9 protein-coding genes and 2 rRNA genes are annotated in these 15,747 nt (G+C 31.4%); 10 read left to right on the plus strand and 1 reads right to left on the minus strand.

The genetic code is table 11. From position 1 onward, the window contains the following. The first annotated feature begins 412 nt into the window (after positions 1-412). The 10 genes from CM240_RS01340 to CM240_RS01385 all read left to right on the plus strand — a co-directional run bounded on the left by CM240_RS01340 (position 413) and on the right by CM240_RS01385 (position 13,915). A 23S ribosomal RNA gene (locus tag CM240_RS01340) occupies positions 413-3,313 on the plus strand. Positions 3,314-3,369: 56 nt separating this feature from the next. After that, positions 3,370-3,487, plus strand: a 5S ribosomal RNA gene (gene rrf, locus CM240_RS01345). 169 nt (positions 3,488-3,656) lie between these two features. After that, positions 3,657-5,480, plus strand: a complete 1,824-nt coding sequence (locus CM240_RS01350; protein WP_044035898.1) for a tetratricopeptide repeat-containing diguanylate cyclase — start codon at positions 3,657-3,659, stop codon at positions 5,478-5,480. Between the two features lie 20 nt (positions 5,481-5,500). After that, on the plus strand, positions 5,501-7,366 hold the full coding sequence (locus tag CM240_RS01355; protein WP_044035899.1) for a GGDEF domain-containing protein: 1,866 nt from the start codon (positions 5,501-5,503) through the stop codon (positions 7,364-7,366). Positions 7,367-7,437: 71 nt separating this feature from the next. After that, entirely contained in the window at positions 7,438-9,420 is a 1,983-nt protein-coding gene (locus CM240_RS17920) for a sensor histidine kinase (protein ID WP_051483624.1), read from the plus strand. Between the two features lie 21 nt (positions 9,421-9,441). Further along, the gene (locus tag CM240_RS01365; RefSeq protein WP_044035900.1) at positions 9,442-10,215 is read left to right on the plus strand and encodes a YdcF family protein; all 774 of its coding nucleotides are present in this window, start codon (positions 9,442-9,444) and stop codon (positions 10,213-10,215) included. Between the two features lie 126 nt (positions 10,216-10,341). Next, positions 10,342-11,034 (plus strand): response regulator transcription factor, encoded by a 693-nt coding sequence (locus tag CM240_RS01370; protein ID WP_044035901.1) that lies wholly within the window; start codon positions 10,342-10,344, stop codon positions 11,032-11,034. Positions 11,035-11,118: 84 nt separating this feature from the next. Beyond that, the gene (locus CM240_RS01375) at positions 11,119-12,042 is read left to right on the plus strand and encodes an ATP-binding cassette domain-containing protein (RefSeq protein ID WP_044035902.1); all 924 of its coding nucleotides are present in this window, start codon (positions 11,119-11,121) and stop codon (positions 12,040-12,042) included. Further along, on the plus strand, positions 12,035-12,922 hold the full coding sequence (locus CM240_RS01380) for an ABC transporter permease subunit (protein WP_044035903.1): 888 nt from the start codon (positions 12,035-12,037) through the stop codon (positions 12,920-12,922). The genes CM240_RS01375 and CM240_RS01380 overlap by 8 nt, the downstream gene beginning before the upstream one ends. Positions 12,923-13,033: 111 nt before the next feature. After that, complete coding sequence (locus CM240_RS01385) at positions 13,034-13,915, plus strand: sensor histidine kinase (protein WP_044035904.1); 882 nt, start codon at positions 13,034-13,036, stop codon at positions 13,913-13,915. Between the two features lie 422 nt (positions 13,916-14,337). Here CM240_RS01385 and CM240_RS01390 read toward each other — a convergent pair whose 3' ends face one another. Continuing rightward, positions 14,338-15,648 carry a hemolysin family protein gene (locus tag CM240_RS01390; RefSeq protein ID WP_044035905.1) on the minus strand — a complete coding sequence of 437 codons (1,311 nt, stop codon included), beginning with the start codon at positions 15,646-15,648 and terminating at the stop codon, positions 14,338-14,340. Positions 15,649-15,747: the final 99 nt, after the last annotated feature.

Here is a 15,747-nt window from a genome sequence, read left to right on the forward strand (position 1 = left end):
ACCTAAGCAAAAAGGTTTATGTCTTCTGTTCAATTTTGAAAGATCATAGAATCTTTCAAAATTATATGTTCGCTAGAAGCGAGCAGTACGAGGAAGCAAGGAACGAATGAGCGAATAATACTTATGTATATGAGCGAAATGAGTGACGTAGCTGACGAAGTAATGCGAAGCTTATAGTAGAGCAGATTGTTCTTTGAAAATTGCATAGTTACAATAAAGACTTTAAAATCTATTATAGATTTACTGATTTATATACCTATACTAATCTAGTAAAGATTGTATAGATTTATTCGCTAGAAACAAGCAGTACGAGGAAGCAAGGAGCGAATGAGTGAACAATACTTTTGTATGTGAACGAAATGAGCGACGTAGCTGACGAAGTAATGCGCAGTTTATAGTAGAATAAATGATAGGTCAAGCTACAAAGGGCGCAGGGCGAATGCCTTGGCACTAGGAGCCGATGAAGGACGTGATAAGCTGCGATAAGCTGTGGGTAGCCGCACATAGGCCGTGATCCACAGATTTCCGAATGGGGAAACCCACATGAGAAACCTCATGTATCCTTAAGTGAATACATAGCTTAAGGAAGGTAACCCGGGGAACTGAAACATCTAAGTACCCGGAGGAAGAGAAAGAAACATCGATTTTCTGAGTAGCGGCGAGCGAAACGGAAAGAGCCCAAACCAAGAGCTTGCTCTTGGGGTTGCGGACAGTTCATAAATACTTTGGAATTCTAGTCGAAGACAACTGGAAAGTTGCACCGCAGAATGTAATAGTCATGTAGGCGAAAGAACGAAAAAGTCAGAACTGATCCAGAGTACCACGAGACACGTGAAACCTTGTGGGAAGCAGGGAGGACCACCTCCCAAGGCTAAATACTACCTAGTGACCGATAGTGAAGCAGTACCGTGAGGGAAAGGTGAAAAGAACCCCGGGAGGGGAGTGAAATAGAACCTGAAACCCTGTGCCTACAACCGGTCGAAGCACCTTATGTGTGTGACGACGTGCTTTTTGTAGAACGAGCCAACGAGTTACGGTATGCAGCAAGGTTAAGTACTTATGGTACGTAGCCGAAGGGAAACCAAGTCTGAATAGGGCGACTAGTTGCATGCTGTAGACCCGAAACCGGGTGACCTATCCATGGCCAGGTTGAAGCGAGGGTAAAACCTCGTGGAGGACCGAACCACGTTGGTGTTGAAAAACCATGGGATGAGCTGTGGATAGCGGAGAAATTCCAATCGAACTCGGAGATAGCTGGTTCTCCTCGAAATAGCTTTAGGGCTAGCGTCTGGTAAATTAAGTGATGGAGGTAGAGCACTGAATGGGCTAGGGGGCCGCGAGGCTTACCGAACCTTATCAAACTCCGAATGCCATACACTTGTACCCAGGCAGTCAGACTGCGAATGATAAGATCCGTAGTCAAAAGGGAAACAGCCCAGACCGTCAGCTAAGGTCCCTAAATGTAGATTAAGTGGTAAAGGATGTGAGGTTTCTAAGACAACTAGGATGTTGGCTTAGAAGCAGCCACTCATTTAAAGAGTGCGTAATAGCTCACTAGTCGAGAGACCTTGCGCCGAAAATGTCCGGGGCTAAAATCTACTACCGAAGCTACGGACTCCTAACGGAGTGGTAGAGGAGCTTCCTGTATGGGCTGAAGTCGTACCGAAAGGAGCGGTGGACTGTACAGGAGTGAGAATGTTGGCATAAGTAGCGAGAATTGAGTGAGAATCTCAATGGCCGAAAATCTAAGGTTTCCTGGGGAAGGCTCGTCCGCCCAGGGTTAGTCGGGACCTAAGCCGAGGCCGAAAGGCGTAGGTGATGGACAATCGGTTGATATTCCGATACTACCAAATGACGTTATTACCAATGGAGTGACGCAGGAGGATAGGGTGTGCAGACTATTGGATGTCTGTCTAAGCACTTAGACATGTCTCTAGGCAAATCCGGAGACTAAGTTGAGGTGTGATGGGGAGCTCGTATGAGCGAAGTACCTGATTCCACGCTGCCAAGAAAAGCTTCTAGGGAGGAGTTTGGTACCCGTACCGCAAACCGACACAGGTAGATGAGGAGAGAATCCTAAGGCCAGCGGAAGAATTGCAGTTAAGGAACTCGGCAAATTGACCCCGTAACTTCGGGAGAAGGGGTGCCTACAGAAATGTAGGCCGCAGAGAATAGGCCCAAGCAACTGTTTAGCAAAAACACAGGTCTCTGCTAAAGCGAAAGCTGATGTATAGGGGCTGACGCCTGCCCGGTGCTGGAAGGTTAAGGGGATCACTTAGCGCAAGCGAAGGTGTGAACTTAAGCCCCAGTAAACGGCGGCCGTAACTATAACGGTCCTAAGGTAGCGAAATTCCTTGTCGGGTAAGTTCCGACCCGCACGAATGGCGTAATGATTTGGGCACTGTCTCAACTGCAAATCCGGCGAAATTGTAGTACCAGTGAAGATGCTGGTTACCCGCGATTGGACGGAAAGACCCCGTAGAGCTTTACTGTAGCTTAGCATTGAGATTTGGTATTGTCTGTACAGGATAGGTGGGAGACTAGGAAGCATGGGCGTCAGCCTGTGTGGAGTCATCCTTGGGATACCACCCTGACAGTACTGAATTTCTAACCGGAGGCCTTGAATCAGGTCACGGGACATTGTTAGGTGGGCAGTTTGACTGGGGCGGTCGCCTCCTAAAAAGTAACGGAGGCGCCCAAAGGTTCCCTCAGAACGGTCGGAAATCGTTCGAAGAGTGCAAAGGCAGAAGGGAGCCTGACTGCGACACTTACAAGTGGAGCAGGGACGAAAGTCGGGCTTAGTGATCCGGTGGTTCCTCGTGGGAGGGCCATCGCTCAACGGATAAAAGCTACCTCGGGGATAACAGGCTGATCTCCCCCAAGAGTCCACATCGACGGGGAGGTTTGGCACCTCGATGTCGGCTCGTCGCATCCTGGGGCTGTAGTAGGTCCCAAGGGTTGGGCTGTTCGCCCATTAAAGCGGCACGCGAGCTGGGTTCAGAACGTCGTGAGACAGTTCGGTCCCTATCCGTCGCGGGCGTAGGAAATTTGAGAGGAGCTGTCCTTAGTACGAGAGGACCGGGATGGACTGACCTCTGGTGTACCAGTTGTTCCGCCAGGAGCACAGCTGGGTAGCTATGTCGGGAAGGGATAAACGCTGAAAGCATCTAAGCGTGAAGCCCACCTCAAGATAAGATTTCCCATGACGTTAAGTCAGTAAGACCCCTGGAAGACTACCAGGTTGATAGGTCAGAGGTGTAAGTGTGGTAACATATTTAGCTGACTGATACTAATAGGTCGAGGGCTTGTCCAATGTATATAAAAAAGTTTATTGTAGCATGCAATTTTGAAAGAACAATATCTTTCAAATCTGGTGATGATGCCTCTAAGGGATACACCCGTTCCCATACCGAACACGATGGTTAAGCCTCAGAGGGCCGATGGTACTGCACGGGAGACTGTGTGGGAGAGTAGGATGTTGCCAGGTAGGTTAAAATAAAAGCATTGAGATTATCTCAATGCTTTTATTTTTTTACATTTATGTTGGAAAATTATACTTTGACTAGAAATATAACTAAAAAGGTAAAAGTATGTTATAATAAGGTTAAAAATGTTTATTTAATTAATTTATTATATTTATAGGATGGAGTAATAATATGATAAATGGTATCAGTGGTATAGAGGAAATAATTGAAGGATTAGAAGTAAGGCCACGTTATATATTAAATATAGAAAAGTTAGTTTTCTTAAAAAATAAGTGTAAAACAATTGTAAAGAATATTAATGATGATAAAGAATTATTTAAGATATATTATTTAATGGGATTATTGGAAAGAAGTTTCGTAGAATATGAAAAAGCTATAATAAAATTTAAAAAAGCTTTAGAGTACGCATGGAAAATTGATGATAAAATTTGGTGTGCTAGGAATTTTGTTAATATAGGAATGATATATAGTAAGATTAAGGATGATGAGAATTCTCAAAAATATTTAAAATTAGGATTTGACTTAATAAAGAATCATGATGATTTAGATGAAACATTAATCATACATATTCAATCTATATTAAAAAATAAGTATGAAAAATATAACAAGGATAAATTGGAAAAAGAGTTAGAGCGGTTATTTGACTATATCAGTGAAGGTAATAAAAAAGAATATGGATATTATTGTATAATTATAGGTACAAGATACATAGAATTACTAAATAATTATACTATGGGTATGAAGTGCTTATTGAAAGCTTTAGAGATAGCTGAAACTTATAAACTTATAGAAGTAAAATGTATAGTTATGTATAACATAGGCGTTAGTTATTATGATGGAATGCATAAATATAAGGAAGCAATAAGATATTTAGAGCCAATAGTGTATAATTCTCAATATGAATTCATGGATATTAATTTAAGATGTTCATCAGCAGTAACATTGGTAGAATCGTATATATATACTAATGAATTTCAGAATGTAGATTTTTGTATAAATTACATAATTAACAATAAGGCTAAACTAAGTAAATTCGTTAAAGATAGTATAGAAGCAATGATTCTATACTTAAAGGCATCTATAGGATTTGCAAGAGGAGATAACTTCAATGAAGCATTGAAATATGCAATGAGAGCACAAGAAAGTTACAATATAAATGTAGATACCTTTGCATTTAGCCATTTTGATTTTAATTTAATTATGCTTATAGGAAAGATATATTTTGCATTACAAGACTATGAAAAATCTATAGAGACGTATAAAGAAGCTATTTGCATAGGTCAAAGGTGGGGACACTCATATGAAATGAAGGCATATGAAGCATTAGCAGATTCATATGAAAAAATCGAAGACTATAATAATGCATTAAAATATTATAAGAAATATGATAAGTTATTTGAAGAATATGCTGAGATGGAGAATATGGAATTAGTTCATAAAGAATTTGAAAAGGTAGCTATGGATGAAAGAATAAAAGAATTGTCAGAAATTAATGAAATCATAGAAAGAGAATTGTATGTAGATTCATTAACATCTTTGTTTAATAGAAAGTATTTAAATAACGTCATAAAAGATAATGGTGAAGTTCGTAGAATTTCGGTAATGATGTTAGATATAGATTATTTTAAACTTTACAATGACAACTATGGGCATATAATGGGTGATGAAGTTTTAGAAAAGGTGGCTAAGACTATTAAGTCATGTTGCAATGAAGAAAGTGATAAGGCTATAAGATATGGTGGAGAGGAATTTTTAATATTATCATATACTGAGAATGTTAATTATATTGAAGGATTGAGAGATAAGATAAAAGAAAGTTTATATAGTGTGAATATTGAACATAAATATTCAAAAGTTAGTGATAGAGTTACTATAAGTATTGGTATAAGTAATGGTGTTACTAATAATAAAAATGATTATTTAAGATTAATTGAGGAAGCGGATAAAGATTTATATAACGAAAAGAGACATCGCAGTTTTAAGGATGGTATATAGATATTACTTTAGGGGGAAATATGATAGAGTATAAATTTATCGAGGAAAGTATAGATAAGGTACGTAATTATGGTAAATTTCCTTTAAAATTTGAAGAGTTAAATTCTATAAAGAAATCTGTAAATGAGTACATCAATTATATTAAAAAAGGTACCTTGTTTCATGAACAATCAAAGTGCTATTTCCTTATAGGATTGATTAATCTTATAGTTAAAGAAGATGAGATGGCATTAGAAGACATAAAAAAAGCTATTACTTTATTAAGTAATAGTGATTTGGCAGATACAGAGTATGAGGCTGTTTTGAAGGGTTATTTATCTATAATCTATTTTCAGCAAGGTGACATAATAGAATTTGAAAAATCATTTAAAGAAGCAGAAGAAAAATTTAAGATATTAGCTTCTTATGAAGAATTACTTAATTTATATTTAATGATAGTAGAATTACTTTCTAGAAAAGAAGAATTTTATGATGATATAAATAAGTATTTAGAAAAAATACATAAGATAGTAAGTGATAGTGAAGTAGATAATCTAGATCTTTGTTATTATACATTAGGTAAAGTAAATACTCTTGTTTTTAATAATATAATTGGAGCTATTTTTTATTTAACACAAGCTCTTGATTTTGCTGTGAAGCACAATAGTATTCAATTAGAGAGTAGAATAAGACGTGAATTAGGTGAATGTTATAGAATTGAAGGTAATGAAGAAGAGAAAATAAAGGTATTAATACCTTTAATAATGGATGATAAGTATAATGGACTGGATATTGTGTACAAGTATTGTATCGTAGAAAATATAATAGAAGCTTTTTTAGCAACAGATAAATTAGAAAATGCTAATAAACTCATTGAATATATGGAAGAAAGTTATATAACAAATGAGTCATTAGAAAAGGATCATTGTACTTTTTTATTGATTGAATGTAAGATTAGATACTTAATAAATAAAAGAGATGAAGATCAGGATATAAAGCTATTATATAGTGAGATGAAAAAAGTATATCATAGGATAAAAGATAAATGTTTTTTTAGTAATTTAGATTATCATATGACTAATCTTGAAGGAGATATTTATTTTTATTTGGGGGAATATGAAAAATCTTTTGAAATTCATAACAGGTTATTAAAGTATAGCATTGACAATGGAAATAAAAGATTAGTTATAGAGTATTATGGTAAAGTGTCAGCAGATTATGAGAAATTAGGCGATATAAAAAATGCAAGTAAATTTTTAAAAAAGAATATTAAGATGAAAAAAGAATGGTATGAAAATCAAAGTGATCTTTATACACAAATACTTTTAAGAGAATATGATATTAATAATAAAAATAAGGAAATATCTAAATTAATGTCTATGAAAGAACGGTTGACAGATATTCGTAATATGGATGGAGTAACGGGGATATTTAATAGAAGATTTTTAGAAGAAATTATAGAGGGAACGACAAGTGGTGAAGAAATTTTAAAAGAGGTATCTATATTAATGATAGATGTCGATTATTTTAAAAAGTATAATGATAATTATGGACACCTTAAAGGTGATGAGGTTTTAAAGAGTATTGGTGATATTTTGAGGAGTGTATGTAATACGGAAGAAAAGATAGCTATAAGATACGGGGGAGAAGAGTTCCTTGCTATTCTTTATAATAAAGATTATAAAGAGTCTATAGAAATAGCAGAGGAAATCATAAATAAAGTAAGAGAAACTAATATAGAACATAAGTATTCTGATATAGCAAATATTATTACAGTATCAATAGGAATAGCTACAGCATCGATATTTGATTCATATATAGAATTAATTAGAGAAGCAGATGAAGCTTTATATATAGCTAAAAATAATGGGAAAAATAAATATATACATCTAAAAGATAATCGTTGATAAATATTATAAAAAATTATTTTTATTTAATTTATTATTTAACAATTGAACAAAGGAAGAAAATGAAGTAGATGAGTTGTAAAAGTGAATATAATAAAACGATTAAAAATATAGCAAAATATTTAATGATAGGTACAATCGTATATATATGCAGTATATATATACGATTATTTACTTGGGACTATAAAGATATGATCAGGATGGATATACTAGGAGATATTGATGGTGCCAATATAGCAGTAGGAATAATAGCGATTTGTTCGTGTGTTTTGTATTATTACATATATAAAGAAACGGAATTGTTTTTGCTGATATTTGTATATTCATCAGTATATATGCAATATGTTATGCAATGTATCATTGATAATAATATATTTATTGAAGTAAATTATTATGTACATATGTTGTTTTGTTTTATATTTAGAATAATATTAATTTTAATGGCAATTAACTCTGATAGCAAATTGGTGAAGAAAGTTACAAAAAATAAGAAATTATTTTTAATTATATCTATACCAGCTATAATATTAATTAGTATAATAGATTTAAAATTAAGTGGAATTTATAGTGAATTATATGTAAAGATTGTTGTAAATATACAGCTTCTATTTAGTATATATTATTATTATCTATTATATAAGGTGTATGAGATATCTTTAAGGAAGAATAGATTGATATATACTATTTTTACATCTAGTCTTGGAATTTTAAATATAGCTAGACCTATATTCATTATAGGTACATTAGGTATAGTAGATATAAAATTGATTTCATCACAGTGCAAATATATATCATTTATAAGTCTTATACTATTATTTATAGGATTGTGTATGGATGTAATGATAACTATAAAAAATGAGAAAAAATTGTATAGTGAAGTAAAGAGTAAAGAAGATATCTTTAATACTATAACTGGAAATGTTAAAGATATGATAATAACAACAAGAAATGAATGTATACGTTATGTAAATAGTGAAGTAGAATTAAATCTTGGATATAAGAAGGAAGAAATGATAGGAAGAAAAATTTATGATTTTATTGATAGTGAAGGATATGTAATAAGTGATGAAGATGATAAGACAGAGTTTATAGAGCAAAGATGGAAGTGTAAAAATGGAGATATATTTATAACAGAAACTATGGCTAATAAGATTGTAAATGAAAAAAAAGAAGTTGTAGGCAAAATTATTGTAGCTAGAGATAACATTTTTGGAGAAAAAGTTAGGAATTTAGAGAAGAAGTATAATGAAGTAAAAGAGCTAGAAGAAATAAGAGGACAATTTTTTGCAAATATATCACATGAACTTAAAACACCTATAAATATTATATATTCTTGTATGCAGTTACTAGAGAACTACAAAGGCGATAATGAAAAGTTTATAGAAATATATAATAAATATGAATTTACAATAAAACAAAATTGCTATCGTATGATAAGGTTGGGAAATAATTTAGTGGATATAACTAGAATAGATTCTGGATTTATGAATATGAATTTTATAGATTATGATATTGTAAATTTGGTGGAAAATATTACTTTATCTGTAGTACCCTATGTAGAAGAAAAAAAGATAAATATAATTTTTGATACTTATGTTGAAGAATTAGAAATAAAGTGTGATCCAGACAGTATTGAGAGAGTGATATTGAATTTATTATCAAATTCTGTTAAATTTACTAATAGAGGAGGTAATATATTAGTATTTATGGATGCGGATGAAGAATTCGTAACAATAAGTATAAAAGATGATGGTATAGGAATTCCAGAAGAAATAAGAGATAATATTTTTGAACGATTTGTACAGGCTGATAAATCATTTAATAGAAGGAACGAAGGAAGTGGAATAGGATTAGCATTAACTAAATCCCTTATAGAATTACATAATGGAAAAATAAGATTAAAATCTAAAGAAGGCGTAGGAAGCGAATTTATAATTAAACTTCCTAATATAAAATGTAATACAAGTAAACAAGAAGCAAGAATCAATATGGAGAGCAATCCAATAGCAGATAAGATTAATATTGAATTCTCGGATATATATGAGCTTTATTGATAGATTTAGTATGGGGGATATATGAATAAAAAAGTAAAATGGATGAATAAAGTATTAATATTTATAGGTTGTATATTTGTAATATATTATTTAGCTTTAAGATTTTTTTATGGTAAGATAGCTTTTTCTGAAACTTTTTTTATTGTAGGAGTATTACTTATTGCTTATAATAGTATTTCTTTAAAGAAAGAAATAAGCATATGGGACAAGATCCCTAAGATTTTTAGAAGCAGTGTATTTATTTTATTTTCTATTTGTTTAGTGATATTTTTATTTGTTGAGTGCATAATAATATACAATGGTTTTGTACATGATAAAGGAAAGCCAGATTACGTTGTAGTATTAGGAGCAGGACTTAGAGGTAGTAGGATTACTACAGCATTAAGATGCAGATTAGATGCGGCAGTAGAATATAATAAGTTATATCCAGAAGTACCTATTGTAGTATCAGGAGGACAGGGACCTGATGAGGATCTAAGTGAAGCAGAGGCAATGAAGAACTACCTTATTACAAATGGAGTTAATGAAGAATTAATAATTGAGGAAGATAAGTCAACTAATACATATGAAAACTTTAAATTTACTAAAAGAAAACTTAAAGAAATTGACGATAAAAAGAATATTACTATAACAGTGATAACGAATAATTTTCATATGTATAGAGCTAAATTATTGGCTGAAGATATAGGATTTAAGTGTTTAAGATATCCTTCACCTGGACATAAAGCATTAGCTGTAAACTTTTATGTAAGAGAGTTTTTTGCTGTTATTAAAGCTATAGTATTTGGATATTAATAATAGGGTTGAAGCACAAAATTAATTTATTGTGCTTCAGCCCTATATTTTATTTAGAATTATGTATGAGGGTGATTATAATGTATATGATATAATTTATATACAGCGAATTTATGGGGGTCAATTATGATGAATAATAAAATATTAATAATAGAAGATGATTCAGATATAAATGATCTTTTAAGTGAGATTTTATTAAGAGAAGGATATGAAGTAACAAAAGCTTATTCAGGAAGTGAGGGTAAGCTTTGGATAAATAGCAATGATTATGATTTAATATTATTAGATTTGATGTTACCTGGTGTAACTGGAGAAAGTCTTATAGAAGAAATTAGAAAGGTAAAAGTTATGCCTATAATAGTTATTTCAGCAAAGATAGGCAAGGAAGATAAAATAAATGTGCTAAGATTGGGAGCAGACGATTTTATAGCTAAGCCTTTTGATATTGAAGAAGTGATAGCTAGAGTAGAGGCACAACTTAGGCGATATACTAAGTTTTCCACTAATATAAATACTAACGACAATATCACATATAAAAATCTATATTTAAATAGAGAATCGCATGAGGTATATGTAAAAAATCAATTAGTAAATCTTACTTTAAGAGAATATAGTATTTTGGAGTTACTACTTACTAATCCAAAGAAGGTATTTACTAGGACTAATATTTTTGAAAGTGTTTGGAAAAGTGAGTTTTTAGGTGACGATAATACCGTTAATGTACATGTTAGTAATTTAAGATCTAAATTAAATAGTTTTGATAAGGATACAGAATATATACAAACAGTATGGGGGATAGGATTTAAGCTTAAGGAATAAACTTAAGATTTTCTTAATGTTTTCTTTAATTGGTCTTATAAGTTTATATTTATAATTTTGTTATAAGGTCAAGGAGGTAAGAGAATGAAAGAAATAGTATTAAAAACAACTAAACTTTCAAAGGTGTATGGAAGTCAAGTTGCAGTTAATAATGTAGATATGACAATACGTAAAGGTGATATATATGGATTTATAGGAAAAAATGGAGCTGGTAAAACAACATTAATTAGGATGATAGTAGGTTTAATTCATAAAACTAGTGGTGACATAGAAATTTTAGGTACTACAGAAGGTGCAAATATAAATGAAGCTAGAATGATGATAGGGAGCATTGTAGAAACCCCTACATTTTATGGATCAATGACAGCAAAAGAAAATTTAGAAGTGTCAAGACTTGTAAGAGGAATTGCCGGTAAAAAAGAAATTGATGATGTTTTAGAATTAGTAGGACTTAAAGATACAGGGAAAAAGAAGGTAAAGAATTTTTCTCTTGGAATGAGGCAAAGACTAGGAATTGCCAATGCTCTTCTAGGTAATCCTAAGATATTAATTTTAGATGAGCCCGTAAATGGATTAGATCCAGTAAGTATAGTAGAAATTAGAGAGTTGTTAAAAAAGATTAATAAGGAAAGAGATATAACTATATTAATTTCAAGTCATATATTAGGAGAATTATCAGAGCTAGCTACTTGTTATGGTATTATAAATAATGGTAATCTCATAGAAGAGATTACAGCAAAAGAGTTAAATGAAAAATGTAGACAGTATATAGAGGTAGCAGTAAATGATGCTAAAGAAGCTGTAGTTATTTTAGAAGAAAAATTAGGAATAATAGAATATGAAGTATTATCAAATAACTTAATTAAAATATACAGTAATTTAGATAAATCTGGTGAGATAAACAGCATTTTGGCAACCAATGGAATTATAGTGGAGAGGATATTCTTAAAAGGTCAAAATTTAGAAGAATATTTCTTAACTAAAATTGGGGGTGTAAAAAATGCTTAGAATATTAAAGGCAGAGTTATTTAAATTAAAGAAAAATACTACTTTTAAAGTATTATGTTTGATTATATTATTAATGTCTTTTTTTACTATGGGAATCACAAAGATAATGAGTAGTGAAGGATTTATTGATTCCATTACAAAAGAGATGTCAGAATCAGAAAAACAAATTTTTGAGCAACAAATGCAGGCTATTCCAAATCAAGATAAAGAGATAAAATTATCAACGAATATGGGAATGACTCTTTCTGGAGAGGATCCATTTCATCCTACAGGGAAGGAAGTATTTTATCAATCTTTTGGAACTGGTATTATAGAAATATTTATTGCTGTATTAGTAGGTGCTATGGTGGCAAAAGAATATTCACAAGGAACAATTAAGAACACACTAGCTTATGGTGTAAAGAGATACAAATATTATATTGGAAAAGTTCTAGCAATTTCTATTGGTGTAATTTTGTTATTAGCAATTTTAGTTTCAGTATCTACAGTAGGAATATGTATATTTGAAGGATGGGGTGAAACTTTTGATTTTGGTGAAGTCCTAGAAATTCTAAAGGTATTTGGATTAGCGTCATTAGCAACGATAGCTGTTACATCTCTTATGATGTTGTTAGCAACAGTATTAAAAAGTAACGGATCAACTATCGGAATAGGTATTGTATTATTTTCTGTAATACCAATGTTTTTAGGAATGGCATATGGAATATATGGGTGGTTAGACAATATTTTTAAATTTATCCCGGCATATACTTGGGCAACTGTAGTGAGTTCGTTTGCTAATAATGGAGATTTATTAAGAGCAGCGGTAGTTTCAATAGTTACTTTAGTTATAGCAATTTTGGTGGGAGTTTGTGTAATTAACAAACAAGATATAAAATAAGTGTATTAATTTAGATTTCTTTAAAATAACAACACTTAAGTATAATAGCTTTATATATTGCATTTAGAGCATAATTTTAAAAGTTTAAATTTTCAATTATAGGAGGGAAAGATGAATCTTATATTATTAATAATAATATTGATTTTATTAGCCATTATTATTGGGTATAAAAGAGAAATTAAAAATATGAGTAAGCAGATAAGGAATAGTAATGGCTATTTAACTCCAATAAGAATATCTTCTATAAATAGAGAAATAGAAAATTTAGCGATAGAAATTAATAATTTATATAAAAAAAATCATGAATCGAATTTAAGGGTTAAGGAAAATGATGAAAATCTTAAAGAGAGCATCGCTAGTATGGCTCATGATTTAAGGACTCCTCTTACTTCTATAATGGGATATATGCAGCTTATTGAAAGTGATAGTGTAAAAGAGATAGATAAAAATCGGTATATAAAGATAGTAAAGAAGAGAACAGAAAAATTAAGTAACCTCATAAATTCTTTTTATGACTTATCAAGAATAGAGTGTAATGAGTATAAAATGGATTTAAAATTAGTAGATATCAAGGAAGTATTTTGTGAAGTTTTAGCATTATTTTATGATAATTTTTTAGAGGTAAATATAGAGACAACAGTAGTTATTGATGAAAAAGTTCCTAAGGTTATTGCAGATGAGGGATCAGTAAATAGAGTTTTTTCCAATCTTATAAATAATATATTGAAATATAATAGTGGAGAAGTAAAGTTTATAGTAAAAGATGAAGAAAAGTTTGTAGTAACAACATTTATAAATGATGCACCAGGTTTAAATAACGGAGATATAGAGAAAATTTTCAATAGATTTTATACTGGTGATTTATCGAGAAGTGATAATAGTACAGGGTTAGGATTATCTATTGTAAAAGCTTTGATAGAAGAAATGGGGCATGAGATTAAAGCATCGTTGGAAGAGGGAAAACTAATAATAAATATATTATGGAATAAATAGAAAGGGATGTCGCATTAAAAAACGAAAATTTGTGAGCGATAAATTCTTTTATTATGGCACAGGTTAGAATGCACAGGGCACAAGTAATGTGAAAATTCCTCTTTAGGAGGAATTTTATTATAGTCATGCGGACAGCAAGGTGTTCTCACATTTACTATAAATCCATATATTCACCAAGATATATGAAGGTGCAACCTTCATTAGCCCACTGTAATGACTTTTATAGTAATTGTTATATAAGTAAAAGAATAGCCTAACTTATATCATTCAACTAAGCACTTAAAATTTCAGAAATTCTTCAAGAATTTCATCCATACCTGTGCCCTGTGCCCTCATACTTGTGCCCTGTATGTACCTTTCATTTGCTCTATTTTGCTGAAAAAGCTGCCGCACTTCTTTGTGCGACAGCTCCTTTTTTGATTTTATATAGAAATTTTAACCTTTTTTATTCGTTTTTCATCTACTTCTTCTACTTTAAATAGGACATTGTTATATTCAATGGTGATATCTTCATTAGGTTTTGGTATTCCCCCAATTTCATTAATAAGAAATCCGCCTACAGTATCAGAAATATCTGATTTTACATTTATATCGAGGTAGTTATTTAAATCTACAAGAGAGAGTAACCCATCAACAATGAAGTTATTATTATCGATTTTACAGAAGTAATGATTTTCTATGTCAAACTCATCATCTATATTTCCCATAACTTCTTCTATAATATCTTCAATGGTTACAATTCCAGAAAAACCACCATACTCGTCCACTAATATAGACATATGTTGTTTTGAATCTTGTAATTCTTTAAAAAGAACATCAATATTTTTTGTTTCTGGAACAAAATAAGGTTTTCTCATTATTTTTTCTAAGTTTATGTTATCAAATCCATAATTATATGCTGCTTCAAATATATCCTTAAGATATACAATACCAATAATGTTATCAAGATCATTTGAGTAAACTGGTATTCTTGAATATTGCTCTTCTAACAATTTATCAATGAATTCTTTGATAGGAATATTAATGTCAATAGAAAATGTCTCAGTACTAGGAGTCATAATTTCTTTTGCCATTTTATCATCGAATTCTATGATACTATTAATCATATCCATTTCGGTCTCATTAATAACACCTTGCTCTTGTCCAACTTCAACAAAAGAACGAAGTTCTTCACGAGAGACGCTATCTTCTATAGCATTTTTTTCTATCCCAGTAATTTTAACAAGAAAGTTAGTTGATAAGGAAAGAAATTTTACAAATGGTGAAGCTATAGTAGAAACTATCATTATTGGCTTTACAGAAAACATTGCTAAAGATTCCGCATTTCTAAGAGCAATTCTTTTTGGATATAACTCTCCGAAGACTAATGTGATATAAGATAAAATTATTGTTATACCAATTAGTGAAATTTGATTGCTATAAGGAATATTTACAGATTTTAAAATTTTTGATAAATGACTTGATATTCCTGTTGCAGCGGAGGCACTAGAGAAAAATCCTGCAAGAGTTATTCCTACTTGTATTGTAGCCAATAATTTACTTGGATCATCAGTAAGATTTAATAGTAGTTGTGCTTTTTTATTGCCTTCATTAGCTAAGAGTTTTAATTTATGTTTGTTTACTGATACGATAGCCATTTCTGCTGATGCAAAAAAAGCATTGATTAATGTTAGTATAACAACTAAAAGTAATTGTATAGCAATATTACTCGTCGCGCTAGGGTCTGTTTCCATTTTTTATACACCTCTTTTAATTAATAAAATAATAAGACAATTATACCATAAAATGTAACGAAAGTGGATAAAATAATAATCTAAATTTGTGTTATAGTA

This window comes from Clostridium bornimense, assembly GCF_000577895.1.
Classification (GTDB): domain Bacteria; phylum Bacillota; class Clostridia; order Clostridiales; family Clostridiaceae; genus Clostridium_AN; species Clostridium_AN bornimense.

Bases quoted from the DNA above. Each gene is read 5' to 3' on its own strand.
- CM240_RS01350 (WP_044035898.1), top strand. From the start codon at position 3,657: ATGATAAATGGTATCAGTGGTATAGAGGAAATAATTGAAGGATTAGAA.
- CM240_RS01355 (WP_044035899.1), top strand. From the start codon at position 5,501: ATGATAGAGTATAAATTTATCGAGGAAAGTATAGATAAGGTACGTAAT.
- CM240_RS17920 (WP_051483624.1), top strand. From the start codon at position 7,438: ATGAGTTGTAAAAGTGAATATAATAAAACGATTAAAAATATAGCAAAA.
- CM240_RS01365 (WP_044035900.1), top strand. From the start codon at position 9,442: ATGAATAAAAAAGTAAAATGGATGAATAAAGTATTAATATTTATAGGT.
- CM240_RS01370 (WP_044035901.1), top strand. From the start codon at position 10,342: ATGATGAATAATAAAATATTAATAATAGAAGATGATTCAGATATAAAT.
- CM240_RS01375 (WP_044035902.1), top strand. From the start codon at position 11,119: ATGAAAGAAATAGTATTAAAAACAACTAAACTTTCAAAGGTGTATGGA.
- CM240_RS01380 (WP_044035903.1), top strand. From the start codon at position 12,035: ATGCTTAGAATATTAAAGGCAGAGTTATTTAAATTAAAGAAAAATACT.
- CM240_RS01385 (WP_044035904.1), top strand. From the start codon at position 13,034: ATGAATCTTATATTATTAATAATAATATTGATTTTATTAGCCATTATT.
- CM240_RS01390 (WP_044035905.1), bottom strand. From the start codon at position 15,648: ATGGAAACAGACCCTAGCGCGACGAGTAATATTGCTATACAATTACTT.